The 17,245-nt window shown below is 59.4% G+C and carries 17 protein-coding genes and 2 pseudogenes; 13 read left to right on the plus strand and 6 right to left on the minus strand.

The window, feature by feature from the left end:
* Positions 1-158: 158 nt before the first annotated feature.
* Positions 159-2,183 (minus strand): methyl-accepting chemotaxis protein, encoded by a 2,025-nt coding sequence (locus AB4O05_RS18225; protein WP_460136161.1) that lies wholly within the window; start codon positions 2,181-2,183, stop codon positions 159-161.
* Between the two features lie 196 nt (positions 2,184-2,379).
* Here AB4O05_RS18225 and AB4O05_RS18230 point away from each other — a divergent pair.
* Positions 2,380-2,526, plus strand: a pseudogene (locus AB4O05_RS18230) (transporter); the annotation flags it as partial.
* A 19-nt stretch (positions 2,527-2,545) separates the two neighbouring features.
* Here the strand turns inward: AB4O05_RS18230 and ppk2 are convergent.
* Entirely contained in the window at positions 2,546-3,466 is a 921-nt protein-coding gene (gene ppk2 / locus AB4O05_RS18235) for a polyphosphate kinase 2 (protein WP_460136160.1), read from the minus strand.
* A 184-nt stretch (positions 3,467-3,650) separates the two neighbouring features.
* Here ppk2 and pstS point away from each other — a divergent pair, with 184 nt between their 5' ends.
* The 6 genes from pstS to AB4O05_RS18265 all read left to right on the plus strand — a co-directional run bounded on the left by pstS (position 3,651) and on the right by AB4O05_RS18265 (position 8,737).
* The gene (gene pstS, locus AB4O05_RS18240) at positions 3,651-4,679 is read left to right on the plus strand and encodes a phosphate ABC transporter substrate-binding protein PstS (protein WP_460136158.1); all 1,029 of its coding nucleotides are present in this window, start codon (positions 3,651-3,653) and stop codon (positions 4,677-4,679) included.
* 73 nt (positions 4,680-4,752) lie between these two features.
* On the plus strand, positions 4,753-5,718 hold the full coding sequence (pstC, locus tag AB4O05_RS18245; protein WP_460136157.1) for a phosphate ABC transporter permease subunit PstC: 966 nt from the start codon (positions 4,753-4,755) through the stop codon (positions 5,716-5,718).
* Positions 5,718-6,611 (plus strand): phosphate ABC transporter permease PstA, encoded by an 894-nt coding sequence (pstA, locus tag AB4O05_RS18250; RefSeq protein ID WP_460136156.1) that lies wholly within the window; start codon positions 5,718-5,720, stop codon positions 6,609-6,611. The genes pstC and pstA overlap by 1 nt, the downstream gene beginning before the upstream one ends.
* Positions 6,612-6,687: 76 nt before the next feature.
* Positions 6,688-7,449, plus strand: a complete 762-nt coding sequence (gene pstB, locus AB4O05_RS18255) for a phosphate ABC transporter ATP-binding protein PstB (protein WP_017847588.1) — start codon at positions 6,688-6,690, stop codon at positions 7,447-7,449.
* Positions 7,449-8,147, plus strand: a complete 699-nt coding sequence (locus AB4O05_RS18260) for a hypothetical protein (RefSeq protein WP_460136155.1) — start codon at positions 7,449-7,451, stop codon at positions 8,145-8,147. Before pstB ends, AB4O05_RS18260 begins: the two co-directional genes overlap by 1 nt.
* Complete coding sequence (locus AB4O05_RS18265; protein ID WP_460136154.1) at positions 8,147-8,737, plus strand: hypothetical protein; 591 nt, start codon at positions 8,147-8,149, stop codon at positions 8,735-8,737. The genes AB4O05_RS18260 and AB4O05_RS18265 overlap by 1 nt, the downstream gene beginning before the upstream one ends.
* A 175-nt stretch (positions 8,738-8,912) precedes the next feature.
* Here AB4O05_RS18265 and AB4O05_RS18270 read toward each other — a convergent pair whose 3' ends face one another.
* Positions 8,913-9,350 (minus strand): ester cyclase, encoded by a 438-nt coding sequence (locus AB4O05_RS18270; protein WP_460136153.1) that lies wholly within the window; start codon positions 9,348-9,350, stop codon positions 8,913-8,915.
* A 90-nt stretch (positions 9,351-9,440) separates the two neighbouring features.
* Between AB4O05_RS18270 and AB4O05_RS18275 the strand changes: the two genes are divergently transcribed.
* Complete coding sequence (locus tag AB4O05_RS18275) at positions 9,441-10,352, plus strand: LysR family transcriptional regulator (protein WP_460136152.1); 912 nt, start codon at positions 9,441-9,443, stop codon at positions 10,350-10,352.
* 44 nt (positions 10,353-10,396) lie between these two features.
* Here the strand turns inward: AB4O05_RS18275 and AB4O05_RS18280 are convergent, their stop codons facing one another.
* The gene (locus AB4O05_RS18280; RefSeq protein ID WP_460136151.1) at positions 10,397-11,290 is read right to left on the minus strand and encodes a LysR family transcriptional regulator; all 894 of its coding nucleotides are present in this window, start codon (positions 11,288-11,290) and stop codon (positions 10,397-10,399) included.
* Between the two features lie 198 nt (positions 11,291-11,488).
* Between AB4O05_RS18280 and AB4O05_RS18285 the strand changes: the two genes are divergently transcribed.
* The 3 genes and pseudogenes from AB4O05_RS18285 to AB4O05_RS18295 all read left to right on the plus strand — a co-directional run bounded on the left by AB4O05_RS18285 (position 11,489) and on the right by AB4O05_RS18295 (position 12,752).
* On the plus strand, positions 11,489-12,358 hold the full coding sequence (locus AB4O05_RS18285; protein WP_460136150.1) for an SDR family oxidoreductase: 870 nt from the start codon (positions 11,489-11,491) through the stop codon (positions 12,356-12,358).
* A pseudogene (locus AB4O05_RS18290) lies at positions 12,324-12,536 on the plus strand (hypothetical protein); the annotation flags it as partial. The gene AB4O05_RS18285 and the pseudogene AB4O05_RS18290, both read left to right, overlap by 35 nt.
* Before the next feature lie 15 nt (positions 12,537-12,551).
* Positions 12,552-12,752 carry a hypothetical protein gene (locus tag AB4O05_RS18295; protein WP_460137760.1) on the plus strand — a complete coding sequence of 67 codons (201 nt, stop codon included), beginning with the start codon at positions 12,552-12,554 and terminating at the stop codon, positions 12,750-12,752.
* Between the two features lie 83 nt (positions 12,753-12,835).
* Here AB4O05_RS18295 and AB4O05_RS18300 read toward each other — a convergent pair whose 3' ends face one another.
* On the minus strand, positions 12,836-13,276 hold the full coding sequence (locus tag AB4O05_RS18300) for a GFA family protein (RefSeq protein ID WP_460136149.1): 441 nt from the start codon (positions 13,274-13,276) through the stop codon (positions 12,836-12,838).
* 16 nt (positions 13,277-13,292) lie between these two features.
* Entirely contained in the window at positions 13,293-13,535 is a 243-nt protein-coding gene (locus tag AB4O05_RS18305; RefSeq protein ID WP_460136148.1) for a hypothetical protein, read from the minus strand.
* A 181-nt stretch (positions 13,536-13,716) separates the two neighbouring features.
* Between AB4O05_RS18305 and speB the strand changes: the two genes are divergently transcribed.
* Positions 13,717-14,667, plus strand: a complete 951-nt coding sequence (gene speB, locus AB4O05_RS18310) for an agmatinase (RefSeq protein ID WP_460136147.1) — start codon at positions 13,717-13,719, stop codon at positions 14,665-14,667.
* Positions 14,668-14,778: 111 nt separating this feature from the next.
* Positions 14,779-17,184, plus strand: a complete 2,406-nt coding sequence (locus tag AB4O05_RS18315) for an aminotransferase class III-fold pyridoxal phosphate-dependent enzyme (RefSeq protein ID WP_460136146.1) — start codon at positions 14,779-14,781, stop codon at positions 17,182-17,184.
* Positions 17,185-17,245 lie beyond the last annotated feature (61 nt).

The following is a 17,245-nucleotide window of genomic DNA, read 5'->3' on the forward strand; positions in this document are numbered from 1 at the left end:
TCTACTGTCTGCGTGAAGGTACGAGGGCTGATTGATTTAAATCAGAAAGGGGGAAAAGAGTATCCAGGGGCTCTGTCGCTCGGAGATCGCGAATGGGCTATTGGTAGGCGCGTAATCAGGCTGGGGGCTCCAATAAATTGGAGTGCCCCCGTGTCGCCTTACAGCTTGAAGCGCGAAACGACAGTACGCAGTTCCCCTGCCAGCGAAGAAAGCTCGTTCGCTGTCACGGCGTTGTCTTCTATGCCCTCCATCAGCGCAATACTGCCGCTACGAATCTCGGTCACGTTGCGATTGATATCTTCCGAGACGGCGTGTTGCTGAACCGCCGCGCTGGCGATCTGGGTGTTCATGCTGACGATCTGATCTACGCCGTCATTGATAGCGTCGAGGCTGGTCGAGGCCTGGTCAGCGGACTCGATACATTCTTGCGCGCGTAGTTTGCCCGCTTTCATTTGCTCGACGGCGTCGCCCGTGGCCAATTGCAGCTCTTGGATTATCCGGCGGATTTCTTCGGTGGAGTTTTGTGTGCGCGAGGCGAGGGTTCTTACCTCGTCTGCGACCACCGCGAAGCCTCGACCCTGCTCACCGGCGCGGGCCGCTTCGATGGCGGCGTTCAACGCCAGCAGGTTCGTTTGATCGGCGATGTTGCGGATCACCTCGATAACGCCGCCGATCTGCTGGCTGTGTTGCGCAAGCGCCGAGACCTTTTGCGCACTGCGCTCCACTTCATCGGCCAGGGCTTCAATAGTCACTCGGGTTTCCTGCATCTTCGCCAGACCGGCGTTGGAGGAATGGCTGGCGTGCTCGGCGGCATGGGCGGCACCCTCGGTGTTTTGCGCCACGTCCGCAACGCTGGTGGTCATCTCGTTGATGGCTGTGGCGACTTGTTCGGTTTCGCTTTGCTGGGCGCTCATCGAGCGTTTAGCCCGGTCAATCGACACGCCTATGCGCTCAGCCGCATCGGAGACTGATTGTGAACTCCGTTCGACCTGAGCCAGCGAGGAGCCAAAAGCTTGCACCATATGGTTAAGGCCATTGCTCATGTCGGCCATTTCATCTTTGCCACGGATTTGAATGCGCACGCTCACATCGCCCTGCGCGATCAGTTGGGTGGCAATCAAAACGTCGTTGATGGTTCGGCGCATGGCGCTGTAGATGCCGCTGAATACATACACCAGCAACAGGCCAAGAACAGCGAACATCACCAGGATGAATAACCGTTCCGAGATTTTTTCCTGAACGCGGCGCTCGAGCGCATTCATCAGTGCGTCCTGCAGGGTGTCTTGCGCTTTGTACAAGTCAGCCACCACGGCATTACCCTTGGCCGGCAAGTTCTGCACGCCGCTGATGGTGTCGCCTGGCGCGCCGATCAATACTTCAAGGTCGGCGCGAAAGCTGTCCAACCCCGCGAAAGCATTGGTGATCGGTGCCTGAATACGGTCGGCCAGAGCGGGTTCTCTGCGGCGCAACAGTGCCAGGTTTTGTTGAAGTTCCTTGCGGATGAGTAACTCAGTTTTGAGCATCGACTTGATCACGCTGCGCGTACCCGCACTCAACGTTTGGCCGTCATGCAGCCCGCTGGCCAGCCCGCGCAATTGCCCGACGATGTTGATTTGCCGTGGCAGTCTCAAGGTGCTCTGGTCGATCATGAACAGCGATGCGTAATCTTCATCCAACACCATGCCAGACGTGGCCGATATGTAGTACACGAAGTTCAACGTCTCGGTGAGTTGGTCGTTCCAATCGTCGAACATCGCGCTGGGGTTAGGCTGGGCCTTCGCCTGCTCGATCAACCGCTGCGCCCCCGTGTGCAGGCGCTGCACGCGATCACCGGTTTGCAGCTGCATGTTCAATTGCCTGTCGGTGGCGGCCAGTTTCGAAAAGGCGTCCTCCAGCTTCACCTGGTTGGCTGATAGATCGGCTTGAGCGGTTCTATCCCCGCTGAGCAAGCGGTTGGTGAGCGCGCGTTGCAACATCGATAAGCGCAGAACGGGCGTCACGTCCAATAGATAGCTCTGGCCCAATTCTTCCGAGCGAATGCCCTCAAGGCTTTCGTTGATTTGATGAATGACGCGTGTTCCGAGCAGAACCAGAGGGATCAGGACAATGATGGCCAGTACACCGAATTTCGTGGGAAAGCGTAATCGGTTCGCCAGGTGCACGGCAGGAGCAAGGATATTCATGGAGTTCTCACAGCCCGGAATGGGGCGGTTTGTAATGGGTTTGTAGTTGAGAACGTTCCATTTTCTCGGGTGCCTGGCTCTGCGTGGCTCATTCGGCGAATTACGTTTTTGTGTGATTAAACGTTTCAGTGAGTCTGTCGGCGTTGAGATCGAGAACTTTAGTTAAAGTTGTACATATAGTTATTTTTTGTACAGTTATTTTTGCGGTTCACAAAGCTGCCTCGAAGCACTGTATTCACAGCGCTCGTGGTGCCGCGCGCAGCAGCACCCGATGACCCTGCGCCTGGCGGAGCAGAGTCATCGGGTGACCTTGTACAAGGTGATGGGAGGAGGGTTGCAGTAACCTTGCCTGCTGCCGGGTATCAATAGCGCTGAGGCACGATGAGTTCCGGTGGCGTCGGATTGCGCGAGTAGTCTTCCTGCCGCTCGCGTTGCGGCAGTTCGATCACAGGCGCCGCCACCTCTTCATAGGGCATTTGCCCCAGCAGGTGGTGGATGCAGTTGAGGCGGGCTTTCTTCTTGTCATCGGCTTGTACCACCCACCACGGTGCTTCGGCGATGTGGGTGCGTTCCAGCATGATTTCCTTGGCCTTGGTATAGGCCTCCCAACGCCGACGCGACTCCAGGTCCATGGGGCTGAGCTTCCACTGCTTGAGCGGATCGTGAATGCGACTGAGAAAGCGCAGGTGCTGTTCCTGGTCGGAGATGGAGAACCAGTACTTGATCAACTGGATGCCTGAACGGGCCAGCATGCGCTCGAACTCCGGCACCGTGCGGAAAAACTCCTCGTACTGGTCGTCGTTGCAAAACCCCATCACTTGTTCGACGCCTGCGCGGTTGTACCAACTGCGGTCGAACAGCACGATTTCGCCGGCGGCGGGCAGGTGCGAAACGTAGCGCTGGAAGTACCATTGGGTCTGTTCGCGGTCATTCGGTGCGGGCAGGGCCGCCACCCTGCAGACCCTGGGGTTCAGGCGCTGGGTAATGCGCTTGATTACACCGCCCTTGCCGGCGGCATCGCGCCCTTCGAACAGGATCACTACCTTGTGGCCCGTCTTGACGACCCAACTCTGCAGCTTGACCAGCTCGCCCTGCAGGCGGAACAGCTCGCTGAAATAGATCCTGCGCGCTTCCTTCTCGCTGCCGTCCTTGATGTGCTCGTCGAACAGTGCATTGAGGTCATGCCCATCTTCGGATAATTCCAGTTCCAGCTCTTCGTCACTGTGATCCAGCAGCTCGCGGTGGATGCGCTGGATCAACGAGGTGTCTTCCAGTGAGGACATGGTCGTGCTCGCGTTGTGGGGGGATGGCAGAGTCTTAGACTCAATTTGTTACTGATCAATGACGGCAAAATTCGTTACGCAGGAGGGGAAAGGGAAAAAACAGCGCTTTGCCACTATGCATTCATGAAACCGTAACAAGAATGTTGCAAAGTTGCCGAGCCCGAAATCACTAGGATTTTCCTGAATGAAACGTCTGATGAAGTCTGCTGCACTCGCCGTCGCGGTTTCTCTTGGTGCCACCTCGGTGTTTGCTGCCGAAAGCATCCGCCTGACCGGTTCCGGCGCGAGTTTCCCAGCCCCGATCTACCTCACGTGGTTCAAGGATTTCAGCAAGAAAACCCCTGGTGTCACGGTTGACTACCAGTCCAAGGGCAGTGGTGCGGGTGTACAGGATTTCCTGAACAAAACCGTCGACTTTGCCGCCAGTGACTCCGCGATGAAAGACGAAGACATCGCCAAGGTCGCCGAAGGCGCACAATTGCTGCCGATGACCGCCGGTGAAATCGTGCTGGCCTACAACCTGCCGGGCAATCCGAAAGGGCTGAAGCTGCCACGCGACGTGTACTCCGACATCTTCCTGGGCAAGATCACCAAGTGGAACGACCCGAAGATCGTCGCCGCCAACCCGGAACTGAAACTGACCGATACGCCGATCACCGTCGTGGTGCGTGCGGACTCCAGCGGCACCACTGCGGTATTCACCAAGCACCTGTCGGCCATCAACCCGGACTTCAAGAAAGACTTGGGTGAAGGCAACACCGTCAACTGGCCAGCCAGCGACAAGTTCATCAAATCGCCCAAGAACGATGGTGTGACCGCCACCGTACGCCAGACCCCGGGCGCAATTGGCTACATCGAATACGGCTTTGCCAAGTTGGCCAAGGTTGACTTCGCCCAGTTGCAGAACAAGTCCGGCCATTACGTGGTGCCGAACGCCGAAAGCGGTGCAGAAGCACTGGCTGCGGTGAAGATGCCGGAAAGCCTGGTGGCCTGGCTGCCGGACCCGGACGGTGCCAAGTCCTACCCGATCACGTCCTACACCTGGATGATCTTCCGCAAGGACAACGGCAACCCGGCCAAGGCCAAAGCCATGCGTGAAATGGTCGAGTACAGCCTGACCGAAGGTCAGAAAATCGCCGACTCGATGGGCTACATCCCGCTGCCACCTTCGGTTGTCAATCAGGTTCGTAAAGCGTCCGCCAACATTCAGTAAGGCTTGCCAGGCTCTCTCGGCATGGGGTGTCAACCATGCCGGGAGCGCTCTCTCCCTGTTTCGGAATTAGCCAATGAACACACCTTTTGTCGTCCCGGTTAACCCGGACTCAGCATGCCAGCCACCGTCCACCAAGGATTTCCTGATGGATCGCACCTTTCGTGCGCTTGCACGCATAGGCGTGGTGGTGGTGCTGGCACTGGTTTTTGCGCTGGTGTTCGAAGTAGGCCGCAAGGCGCTTCCAGGTATGGAAAAGCATGGCTTTGACGTGCTGTTCGGCAGCGTGTGGGACGTTAACCAAGGTAAATACGGCATTCTGCCGGCGATTTGGGGCACGCTTTACAGCGCGCTCATCGCGCTGCTGATCGCGGGCTTTTTCGGCGTCAGCATGGCGATTTTTCTCACCCAGGATTTCCTGCCCGCGAAGCTGGCGGCGGTGTTTCGCACCATCGTCGAATTGCTCGCGGCCATCCCCAGCGTGGTCTATGGCCTATGGGGCATCTATGTCGTGATTCCCGCCATTCGCCCGCTCACCGCGTGGTTGAACACCGAGCTGGGCTGGATTCCGTTTTTCGGCACGTCCCTGAGCGGGCCGGGGTTACTCCCGGCTGCGCTGGTACTGGCCATCATGATCCTGCCGACCATCGCTGCCGTTTCCCAGGACGCCCTCACCGGCGTACCGATGAAAACCAAGCAGGCCGCCTACGGCATGGGGACCACCCATTGGGAAGCGATCCTCAAGGTGATGGTGCCATCCGCCGCGACCGGTATCTTCGGATCGCTGGTGCTGGGCCTGGGGCGCGCCCTGGGTGAAACCATGGCCCTGGCGATGCTGGTGGGCAACGCGAACAACATTTCCCTTTCCCTGTTTGCACCGGCCAATACCCTGGCGGCCTTGTTGGCGCTGAACTTTCCCGAAGCCGGGCCGAACGAGATCGAGGTACTGATGTACGCCGCACTGGTGCTGATGTTCATCACCCTGCTGGTCAACGTCATTGGCTCGATGATCATGCTCTACGCTCAGCGGGGGACCAAATAATGAACAATCTCACCACCCCGACCGCCGCGCTGCCCAGCCTGCAACGCCGGTTCGAGGGCCGCGCCTTGCGCAGTCTGGTATTGACCACGCTGGTCTGGTTCGGCGCGCTGTTGGCCAGCGTGCCGCTGATTTCCGTGCTCTACATGCTGATCACCCGGGGTGGCGCACGCCTGAGCCTGGAGGTGTTCACCGAACTGCCGCCCACCGGCTTCGAGACCGGCGGCGGTTTCGGCAACGCCATGGCAGGCACCTTTGTCATGGTGGGGATCGCGGCGGCCATCGCGGTGCCGGTCGGCATCCTGGCGGCGGTGTTCCTGGCGGAGCTGGGGCCCGACAGCAAACTGGCGAATGCCGCGCGCTTTGCCGCGAAAATGCTCACCGGGTTGCCATCAATCCTGGCCGGTGTGTTTGCCTACGCCCTGGTGGTGATGACCACCGGGACGTACTCGGCCCCGGCGGGCGGCGTAGCCCTCGCTGTGCTGATGCTGCCGATCGTGGTGCTCACGGCTGAAGAGTCGATGAAAATGGTGCCCAAGATCATGAAGGATGCCGCCTATGGCATGGGCTGCACCCGTTCGCAGGTCATCTGGAAAATCGTGCTGCCTACCGGCATGCCGGCGATCCTGACCGGGGTGATGCTGGCCGTGGCACGTGCCGCCGGTGAAACCGCCCCCTTGCTGTTCACCGCGCTGTTCAGCAACTACTGGATCTACCACGACGGCAACCTGGCCGTCATGAACCCGACCGCCTCATTGGCCGTGCTGATCTACAACTTCTCCGGCATGCCTTTCGACAATCAGCTTGAGCTTGCATGGGCGGCCTCGCTGGTGCTGGTAATGATTGTGCTGGTTGTGAATGTCGTGAGCCGTATTTTCGGCAAGCCCAAGTACTAAGAACGGGAGCACCTGAATTTTGAACGTATCAACTGCGCACATTGCCGACCCGTTTGTCACCCAGGCACCTGTGGTCATGGACTGCAAACTGGACAAGATTTTCTACGGTAACTTCATGGCGGTACGTGACAGCCATGTGCCCATCGAAAAAAACAAGATCACCGGCTTCATCGGTCCTTCCGGCTGTGGCAAGAGTACCGTGCTGCGCAGCCTGAACCGTATGAACGACCTGGTGAAAGGGTTCCGTTTCGAGGGCCATGTGCACTTCCTCGGCCAGGACGTGTATGGCAAGGGCGTCGACCCGGTGGTCGTGCGCCGTTACATCGGCATGGTGTTCCAACAGCCGAACCCGTTCTCGATGAGCATCTTCGACAACGTCGCCTTTGGCCTGCGCCTCAATCGCTATAAGGGCGACCTCGGTGACCGGGTAAAACACGCCCTGCAAGGTGCCGCGCTGTGGGATGAGGTGAAGGACAAGCTCAAGGTCAGCGGCCTGTCGCTCTCCGGCGGCCAGCAGCAACGTTTGTGTATCGCCCGCGCCATCGCCACCGAACCGGAAGTGCTGTTGCTGGATGAGCCGTGTTCGGCGCTCGACCCGATAGCCACCCGCCGCGTCGAGGAGTTGATGGTCGAGTTGAAGAAGGACTACACCATCGCGCTGGTGACTCACAACATGCAGCAGGCGATTCGCGTGGCAGATACCACAGCGTTTTTCTCGGTGGATATTTCCCAGGGCACGCGCACCGGTTATCTGGTCGAGATGGGTCCGACCGCCCAGATCTTCGACAACCCGCGCGAGCAGATGACCGGGGATTACATCAGCGGTAAGTTCAGTTAATGCCTGCGACACGTCGTCTGGACTTGCTCGCCATTGAACGCGCACTGCGTGAGGTACAGAGCCGTTTCGCCGCGCTCAGTCGGGATTTCACCGAGCCTCGCGATCCGTTGACCGACGAGGTGTTGCAGAACGTACTTGATGGTTATGCGCTGATTGACGATTATGTGGCGCGCGGTGTCGATCTGTTCGATCTTCAGCAACTGAACCTGATGCTGGAGATCAATGCCACCGTGCTCTGCGGCAAAAACCCGGCGCGCCGACAGGAATATGCCCAACACCTGGCGGCCACCGAAGAACACTTTTTCAACAACGTCGAGGGTGGCGTCAAGGATTTGTACAACTGGTACTGCAGGCACCACAGCGAATCGGTGTGGAAGCGTGCGGCCGGTGTGTACGTGCGAGTCCTGAGCAAGCCGCAGTTGTTCATCGAAGGCAATCACCGCAGTGGGTCGCTGATCGTCAGCTACCTGCTGATGCGCGATGGGCTGTCGCCGTTTGTGCTGACCCTGGATAACGCCGAAGGCTACTTCAACCCGTCCTCGGTCATCCGCAATTCAGCCAAGCACGGCGTCAAGGCGTTATACGAGTTGCCCAAGATCAAGAAAAAATATGCGGCATTCCTGGAAGATAAGGCACCTGATCCCATGGCGTTTTTCCTGAGCAACACACCGGCGCCTGTCCGTCAGGGAGGTCATTGATGGCAAGGTATCCGATGCTCAGTTCCATCAGACGTGCGTTCAAGCGCCAGCGCATCCGTATTTCGTTCGATATCGACGACACGCTTGCCTGCCAGCTTCACCACAGCGCCGTCGAACACAGCCGTTTGCCGGCCTGTCTGCATCGCTGGCTGGGTGAGCCGCTGCGCAGCGGCACGCGCGCCCTGACCCGTGAACTGCGTCGCCAGGGGTGCAGTGTCTGGGTCTACACCTCATCCGGTCGCAAACCGTCCTACATCCGGCGTTGGTTGTTGCTGTACGGCATCCATGTGGACGGTGTGGTCAACAGCGACCGCCACAACCATGCCCTGGTGGCGCGTGGTCTATCGATCACGCCTTCGAAGTTCCCACCGGCCTTCGACATCGACTTGCATGTCGATGACTCCGAGGGCGTACAGCTTGAAGGCCTGGATCACGGCTTTCGCGTGGTGGTGGTCGACCCGCAGGACGCGCAATGGGCCCAGCGCGTGCTGGATGCCGTCGCACATGTCCAGGCGCAACTCGCGCGTCAGCAGCCGCAGCGGTACAAGATGCCGGTGCGCATCTATACGGGGTTATCCGTTAACGGCTGAACGCGGGCGGCGTGACTGCTTGATCAATCCAGGCGCAGCCCAGTCAAGCCAGTGGGGGAGGAGAGGGCTGCACGCGCGCTGCATCTGCGAGCAGATGTTTTGTACATCGCAAGTCATGTTGGGCCGCCCCATGCAGAAATGGATACTGCTTTCATGATAAGTCTCTCGCGGTTGCTCAGGCTTGAGGGAATTGACCGAGTTGCAGGAACAAGCCAAACCAGTCCTCCATGTGCCAAGTGGTCACGACGCGTCCGTTCTCCAGTGCATGGAACTCATGCAGGCGGAAGCTCACGTTTTTGCCGGTGGCGGCGATGCCAAATAATTCGCCGAGATGGGTGCCTGTTATTTGCGCACGTACCGCGATCTGGCCAGGCGCCTGGACCATATCATCGATGACGATGCGCACGTCCGGAAACGCTTCGGCGAGGCTGCGGATAATGGGTTTGATGCCCTCCGGACCGGGTCCTTGCCCAGGCGCCAGCGGAATGTCGTCCCAGTCGTCGGCAAGAACGCTGTCGACGAGGTCGGGATTGTTTTCGCTGAACGCGCGATACAGCGTCTCAACGGCGTGGCGTTCGGTTTGAAGGCGGGCTGCGAGTTCTACGCAAGTCATTGTGTTGCTCTCGTCGTGGGTATGGCGAGAGTGTGAGGGCAGGGCTAACATCTGTATAACAAATGACTTGTATATAGGTTTATTTGATTTATGGATTTTCATGGCATCGACTTGAACTTGTTGGCGGCGTTTAACGCCCTGATGACTGAACGTAACGTGACACGTGCGGCGACTCAGGTCGGGGTGAGCCAACCCGCCATGAGTGCAGCCCTTTCGCGCTTGCGCAAGTTGTTAGGCGACCCGCTTTTCCTGCGCAGCCCTGACGGACTTTTACCGACGCCACGGGCGCGTGAGCTGGCCCAGCCCATTGCACAGGCATTGAGCCAAATCAAGGCCGTGCTGGTGGCGACGCCTGGTTTCATTCCTGCTGATGCGGTGGTCACGATAAACCTTGGCCTGTCGGACTACCCAGCCTTCGTGCTGCTGCCCAAGCTGTTGCAAACGTTGAGCACACACGCGCCGAACCTGTCGATTAACATTCACGCCATCAACGGCCGCGACCAGGTGGTGGACCTGCTCGATGCCGGGGTGATTGACGCCGCAATTGGCGTATTGCCGAGCCATCAAGACGGCCGCATTTTCTCGCGGCCGATACTGCGCGACGTTTTCGTCACGCTCATCGCACACGACCATCCGGCGGCCCGGCGCGGGATGGACATGCCAACCTACCTCGCGCTGCCCCATGTATTGGTCTCTCCCGAAGGCGATCGGTATGGGGTTGTGGATCAGGCCTTGGCGCAGCTAGGCAAGCAACGCACCCTGGCACTCACATTGCCGCAGATGTTCGCGGTGCCGGCGATCATCGCCTCTTCCCAGATGACCGCCACTGTCCTGAAACGCATCGCCCTCAGCTCGCCCACTGCAGGAAAACTGATTCTGTTCCCACCCCCGGTGGCGTTGCCGGAAATAATTTTTCATCTCATCTGGCATCGTCGCAGTGATGGGAATCCGGCTCAGGAGTGGTTCAGGGGGATGATCGAATCCGTTGCGGTGGGGCTCTAAGAGGCACCGATCTCTATCGCCGCGATGCCGGTTATTACTACACATCACGTGGTGATGAAGCCCGTCAGTTCCTCGGGGTGCCCCGTGGGGAAGGCTTCTCTCAAATGGTCGAGAAATACCGAAACACGTGAGCTCAATAATCGCCTTGATGGATAGAGCGTCCAAAGCGCAACTTCCGGTGCGTCCATATCACCCCAGTGCACCAACTGTCCGTCGAGAAGGTCTTGGTTTACCAGCGAAACAGGCAGGCGCGCGACCCCAACCCCTGCCCGCACCGCATCGCGGACCATGAACAGCGACGATAGACGCAGAACCGGTTCGACATTGATCAGAGACTTGCCACTCTGTGTCGTGATAGCCCACACCGGGCCCAGGTCGCCGCTGCCTCGAACCACAGCGGGTACAGCCGCATCGTCCTCTGGACGAACAAGCGCCGGGCTCGCCACCACTACCAGCCTGTCACGCAGGAAAACACGACCAATCAAATGCTCATCGGGCGCGGGATTGACCCGAATGATCAAGTCGTAACCTTCCTCGATCATGTCCACAATGCGGTCCTCCGTGGTGACTTCCAGGCGGACCTCCGGGTATTTGAGGGCGAAGCCTGCGGCGAGCTTGCCCATTGCCGCCTGGGCGAAAAAGAGTGGTGCACTGATTCGAAGCGTGCCCCGTGGGCGCTCCCCACCTGAAGCGATGGCGGCCACGCTCTCGTCCAGTTCAGTCAACAGCGCGGCCGTTCTGTCGAACAGTGCTCGCCCTTCCTCGGTGAGCTTGAGTGTTCGCGTGCCGCGTTCGAACAGGCGCAGTTCAAGGCTGCGCTCCAACTCCGCCACGCGGCGCGACAACGTCGCCTTCGGTCGTCCGCTGGCACGAGCGGCACGGCCAATCCCCCCATGACGGGCCACAAGATTGAAATCGGCAAGCGCGAGTAGATCCATGGTTTCACCTATGAGGTGGCGTGCAGGACGGCGGGCATTGCACAGACGTTCTAGCCGTTTATCCCGTCGCCCAGAATGATAAAGGCTTGTTCCTGAGTGTTCCACAGGTGGAACAAGCTGTCCAAATCTGACGACTATCGCGGCATTTTGTAAACAGAGATAGTGGGGCTGTCATTCAAATCACTACGGAGAACTACCATGACCATCCTCGTTACTGGCGCAACCGGCCGAGTCGGCAGCCAAGTTGTTGAGCAACTTCTCAAACGCCATGCGGACGTGCGCGTCCTCGTTCGCGACCCATCGAAGGCTGACTTTCCTGAGCAAGTGGAAGTTGTGCAGGGTGAAATGCTGGACATCGACTCGCTGCGCCGTGCGTTCAAAGGTGTTTCCAGCTTCTTCCTGCTCAATGCAGTGGCCGCAGACGAATTTACCCAGGCGCTGTTGGCGCTGAACATCGCTCGAGAGTCGGGCGTGGAACGGGTCGTGTACCTCTCGGTACTGCATGCCGACCGCTTCGTGAATGTGCCGCACTTTGCGGTCAAGTCGGGCGCCGAGCGAATGATCGAACAGATGGGCTTCAGCGCCACGATCCTGCGCCCGGCCTACTTCATCGACAACGAAGTGATGGTCAAGGAGGCCATGTTCGACTACGGCGTCTACCCGATGCCAATCGGCGGCAAGGGCATCGCCATGGTCGACGCCCGTGACATCGCCGAAGTGGCGGCCATCGAGCTGGTACGTCGCGACCAGGCGCCGAGCAAGCTGGCGCTCGAAACCATCAACCTGGTGGGCCCCGATACGCTGACCGGTTCCGACATTGCCGCGATCTGGACCCAGGTGCTGGGACGCCCGGTCAATTACGGCGGTGACGACCCGAGCGGTTTTGAGCAGACCGTGGCCAATTTCATGCCCAAGTGGATGGCCTACGAAATGCGCCTGATGGCCGAGCGTTATGTCAGCGACGGGATGATCCCCGAGGCGGGCGATGTCGAGCGCCTGACCAGGCTTCTTGGACGCGACCTGCATAGCTATCATGACTTCGCCACCCGTCTGGCAGGCGCGATCTGAACATGAACGGACAGGGCGGTCATGCATCGCCCGGCACCCCAGGCTTACCTATGGGACCACCGCGACCAAGGCGGCCGTGAATGCGTTCACCGAATCCCTGGCGCTGGAACTTGAGCCATTCGGTATACGGGCCAGACTGGTCTTGCCGGGCCGTGCACCTGGGACCGACTTCGCTAAAAAGGCGCAGCCTCGCATGCAGGACAGCATTCCACCCGCCTATGAGGCCCTCGCGCAGCAAGTATTTGCCCAATGGTCAACGTCTGCCGTAGTGACACACGCCCAGGACGTCGCCGAGGCGGTATGGCGTGCGGCCGTTGATGCGAATTCACCGATGCGCATCGCCGCCGGCGCAGACGCCGTTGAGTTGATCAATGAGCAGTCATCAGCCGCTTAAGAGGGCTTATTGCTTCACACGTGACAGGGGGGAGATTCAGTTGCGCAGTTGAATCCTGATTTGATCCAACCGCTGATCATTCCTCAATCGCCCGCGCTCAACGCTGCCGCGAATGCCTCTGGCGTTGGGCTTTCCGGCCAGGTTGCGAGAGTGGCGGGCAAGCTCAGCCACGGCTGTTTGTGCTTGACCCAAATGTGCGCGACAGGGCTCAAGGAGGCGCGGTCGTCGAGCGTGCCCGCACGAAGAATCCAAAGTCCAGGCGCTGCCGAAGTGGTGTTGTAGATGCGCGTATGGCAGGTCGCGCAGAGATGGTGATGCGAGACTTGCCCTTGGTCCTCATAGGTATATTCAAGGGTCGGGCCTTCCAGAGTAAGAGCGTGATCGGGCAGCATGGCATGCAGCGCAAAACTGCTGCCGCTCCATGTTTGGCAAAACTGGCAATGACACGCATAGATGGCGACCTGCACGTCGCAGGTAGAGCGATAGGATACGGCGCCGCAACGGCAACCACCGGCAATGTTCATAAGTAAAGTCTCGTGTTTAAGCGGCTGAGCGCTTGATGCAGCGCATCAATACGGGTAAAGCATGCAGGCCTTCCAGGCGGGGGCGAATGTCATTGCCTTTAACGTAGCCGGCGGCACGGTTGGCTTCATGAGGCGCCAGGATATAGGTCATGCGCTCACGGCGGCAATGACGGCGTAGACAATTGGGGGCAAATGCCCCGGAACGCGACGCGCCGTTCTCGCCCGGCCACCACGCCTGCAAGGGCATGGGTGACGGCACGAGCTATACAAACCATACGGCGGGCTCGGACCGGGTTCGCCAGACGCATTGATGCAACGCCGTTTACCCCAGACTTTAGTTTAGAAAAATCTGAACTAAGTATTTGCCCCTGCCGATTCTTCCCGTTCTTCGCTTTTCGCAGAATCGGTCCCGATAATAACAACAACGATGAGGCACTCCCGTGGACAAGATTTTCCACCAACCACTGGGCGGCAACGAAATGCCGCGCTTCGCCGGCATCGCCACCATGATGCGCCTTCCTCACCTGCAAACGGCCAAGGGCCTGGACGCCGCTTTTGTCGGCGTGCCCCTGGACATCGGTACCTCGCTGCGCGCTGGTACCCGCTTCGGGCCGCGTGAAATCCGCGCCGAGTCGGTGATGATCCGCCCGTACAACATGGCCACCGGCGCCGCGCCGTTCGACTCGCTGTCGGTGGCGGACATCGGCGACGTGGCGATCAACACCTTCAACCTGCTCGACGCCGTGCGCATCATCGAAGAAGCCTACGACGAAATCCTCGAGCACGGTGTGATCCCGATGACCCTGGGGGGCGACCACACTATCACCCTGCCGATCCTGCGGGCGATCCACAAGAAACACGGCAAGGTCGGGCTGGTGCACATCGATGCCCACGCCGACGTCAACGATCATATGTTCGGCGAGAAAATCGCCCACGGCACCACCTTTCGCCGCGCCGTGGAAGAGGGTTTGCTCGACTGCGACCGCGTGGTGCAGATCGGCCTGCGCGCCCAGGGCTACACCGCCGAAGACTTCAACTGGAGCCGTAAACAGGGCTTCCGTGTGGTCCAGGCCGAAGAATGCTGGCATCACTCCCTCGCGCCGCTGATGGCCGAAGTGCGGGAAAAAGTCGGCGGCGGCCCGGTGTACCTCAGCTTTGATATCGATGGTATCGACCCGGCCTGGGCGCCCGGCACCGGCACCCCGGAAATCGGCGGGCTGACCACTATCCAGGCGATCGAGATCATCCGTGGCTGCCAGGGCCTCGACTTGATTGGTTGCGACCTGGTGGAAGTTTCGCCGCCCTACGACACCACCGGCAACACCTCGTTGCTGGGCGCCAACCTGCTGTACGAGATGCTCTGCGTACTGCCTGGCGTGGCGCATCGCTGATTAGCGTTGCTGTCCCGTTTATCGAGCAATACCTTTGTCAGGATGCGCTCACGGCGGCAATGACGGCGTAGACAATTCGGGTTGGACTAACATTAAGAGGACAGTTTTATCATGCATACACCCATGGACAAAACCCAAGCGCATGCGCTGCTATCCAGCATCAAGCCGCCTTGTCTGGATGAAGACAGGGTTGCCGCCCACGTTCGCGAACATTTTGGCCTTTCGGGTGAATGGCGCGTGCTCGGCGGGGAGCGTGAGCAGAATTTGCGCCTGCGTACAACTGACGGATCGACCTTCGTCGTCAAGATCGCATCCCTGGATGAGGATCGCGCAGGCCTGCTGTTTCAGTGCGAAGCCCTCGAACATGTCCGGCGCGTCGATCCTGAGCTGGTTGTGCCGAGGCTTTGCCGCACCCTCGCAGGGGACGTTTTGACAGACATCGCCGATGCAGGCGGACGCTTGCATCCCATGCGCATTCTGTCTTTCGTGTCCGGTAGCACCATCCTCGACCGCTTCGAGCGCCATGGTGCGCGTCTCTCGCTCTCGGATCTCTCCACGCTGGGTATCGCCCAGGGCCGGCTCGCCCGTGCACTTCAGGGGTTCAGTCATCCCGGTGCCCTGCGGCCCATGCCTTGGGACATTGCGAACGGATTGGTTTTGGGAGACTGGCTGCAAGACTTTATCCCCGACGAAATCCGGGCAGACGCCAATCAGGTGCTCGAGAGTCTTGCAGGCAACACGCTTGCAACACTTCCCCGCCTGCGATCGCAGATCATCTACCACGACTTCCACGAATCCAACGTGCTCGTGTGCGATGAGCTCCATCTCGAAGTGCTCGGCGTCATCGATTTCGGCGACATGATCTTCGGCGCGGTCATTCAGGATATTGCCGTGGCTGTCGCGTCACTCATTCACTGGAGTCTCGATCCTGTTACGGCGGCGGCGGCCCTCGTTCAGGGTTACCAGCGGCATATGCCGCTCGAAGCTGCGGATCTCGAGGTTCTGCGTGACCTGGTGCTGGCGAGAATGATCCTGCAGGTCGCACTGGTGAACTATCAGGAAAAGATCAACGGCCGACGTGATGAGCAGCTCAACGCTCTGCAAGCGCTCTACATGAGCGCCATAACGAAGATCTCGACAATCAGCAACGACGTTTTCGTCGCCTCCATGACGCCCGCGGTCGTGCAGGTGCCGCCGGTAACGCCCAACCTGTCACCCGTGGTGAGCGTGCCCGCGCTGCTGCAGCGCCGGGAATCGGTGCTCGGCAAGACCTACACCTTTTACAATGAGCCGCTCGAACTGGTGCGCGGTCTGGGCACCAAGCTTTACGACGCGTCGGGCCGGGAATACCTGGATTGCTATAACAATGTTGCCAATGTGGGGCATTGCCACCCCTATGTCGTCGAAGCCCTTGCGAGGCAGGCTGCGACGCTCAACACCAACTCTCGATATCTGCACGGCGAGGTCATCCGACTCGGAGAGCGTCTTTCGCAAACCTTGCCTGACCACCTCGACACCTGGATCTTTGTGTGCACCGGCTCCGAAGCCAATGATTTGGCGGTTCGGATGGCCCGTTCGGTCACGGGCAGGGAAGGGGTCATCGTCACGGAAAACAGCTATCACGGCAACACGTCCGTGACCGCGCCGCTTTCCCTGATTGACTACGACATTGCAGACAAACCGGACTGGGTTGAAACAGTGCCGGCGCCCAACGTCTATCGGGGACAGTACCGAATGGGCGGAAACGATCTCGGCAGGCAATACGCGGATCACGTGACGGATGCCGCCGGAAGGCTGGCAGAGGCCGGACCGGGCGCTGCGGCAATCCTCATCGATTCGATCTTCGATGCCAATGGCGCACTGGTGCCGCCGCAGGATTACCTGAGTCAGTCGTTTGAACGCGCCAGGCAGGCAGGTGCGCTGGCCATCGCCGACGAGGTCCAGATGGGATTTGGTCGATCCGGCACACATATGTGGGGCTTCCAGGAGTTTGTGGCCCGGCCTGATTTCGTGACCATGGGCAAGCCTATGGGCAATGGCCATCCCATCGCCGCTCTCGTGACCCGCCGCGAGATCGCTCAAGAGTTCCAGCAGCGCACCGGCTATTTCAACACGTTCGGCGGGAGCACGGTGTCCGCAGCGGTCGCGAACGCCACGCTTGATGTCCTGCAGGGCGAGAAGCTGCAGAATAATGCGCTTGTGGTCGGCGCTTATCTCAAGACGGCGTTGGACGGTCTGGCAGCAAGCCATGAGATTGTTGGTCATGTCCACGGCCGGGGGCTTTTCCTCGGTGTGGAGCTCGTCACCGACCGGCTGTCGAGGCGCCCGGCGAAGCTGGCTGCTCGCTGGGTTCGCGAGCGGATGAAAAGTCTTGGGGTGCTCGTGTCCTCAACCGGCCCCCTGGGGAACATTATCAAGATCAGGCCGCCGATGGTGTTCAGTCGAGCCGATGCCGATCGGTGCGTCGAAGCGCTTGAACGTGCCTTGCATGACCTGCCATCCGAACTTCGAAAGTAATTTATCGATAGGTCCAGTGATGCTTCCCGGCCGGAAGATGTCGTTCCGGCCAACCGAGAAA

The sequence above is a fragment of the Pseudomonas sp. S1_G07 genome, from assembly GCF_054668565.1.

What these genes read in the sequence shown, in the direction of transcription:
- AB4O05_RS18225 (WP_460136161.1), bottom strand. Translation starts at nt 2,183, where the DNA reads ATGAATATCCTTGCTCCTGCCGTGCACCTGGCGAACCGATTACGCTTT.
- ppk2 (WP_460136160.1), bottom strand. Translation starts at nt 3,466, where the DNA reads ATGTCCTCACTGGAAGACACCTCGTTGATCCAGCGCATCCACCGCGAG.
- pstS (WP_460136158.1), top strand. Translation starts at nt 3,651, where the DNA reads ATGAAACGTCTGATGAAGTCTGCTGCACTCGCCGTCGCGGTTTCTCTT.
- pstC (WP_460136157.1), top strand. Translation starts at nt 4,753, where the DNA reads ATGAACACACCTTTTGTCGTCCCGGTTAACCCGGACTCAGCATGCCAG.
- pstA (WP_460136156.1), top strand. Translation starts at nt 5,718, where the DNA reads ATGAACAATCTCACCACCCCGACCGCCGCGCTGCCCAGCCTGCAACGC.
- pstB (WP_017847588.1), top strand. Translation starts at nt 6,688, where the DNA reads ATGGACTGCAAACTGGACAAGATTTTCTACGGTAACTTCATGGCGGTA.
- AB4O05_RS18260 (WP_460136155.1), top strand. Translation starts at nt 7,449, where the DNA reads ATGCCTGCGACACGTCGTCTGGACTTGCTCGCCATTGAACGCGCACTG.
- AB4O05_RS18265 (WP_460136154.1), top strand. Translation starts at nt 8,147, where the DNA reads ATGGCAAGGTATCCGATGCTCAGTTCCATCAGACGTGCGTTCAAGCGC.
- AB4O05_RS18270 (WP_460136153.1), bottom strand. Translation starts at nt 9,350, where the DNA reads ATGACTTGCGTAGAACTCGCAGCCCGCCTTCAAACCGAACGCCACGCC.
- AB4O05_RS18275 (WP_460136152.1), top strand. Translation starts at nt 9,441, where the DNA reads ATGGATTTTCATGGCATCGACTTGAACTTGTTGGCGGCGTTTAACGCC.
- AB4O05_RS18280 (WP_460136151.1), bottom strand. Translation starts at nt 11,290, where the DNA reads ATGGATCTACTCGCGCTTGCCGATTTCAATCTTGTGGCCCGTCATGGG.
- AB4O05_RS18285 (WP_460136150.1), top strand. Translation starts at nt 11,489, where the DNA reads ATGACCATCCTCGTTACTGGCGCAACCGGCCGAGTCGGCAGCCAAGTT.
- AB4O05_RS18295 (WP_460137760.1), top strand. Translation starts at nt 12,552, where the DNA reads ATGCAGGACAGCATTCCACCCGCCTATGAGGCCCTCGCGCAGCAAGTA.
- AB4O05_RS18300 (WP_460136149.1), bottom strand. Translation starts at nt 13,276, where the DNA reads ATGAACATTGCCGGTGGTTGCCGTTGCGGCGCCGTATCCTATCGCTCT.
- AB4O05_RS18315 (WP_460136146.1), top strand. Translation starts at nt 14,779, where the DNA reads ATGCATACACCCATGGACAAAACCCAAGCGCATGCGCTGCTATCCAGC.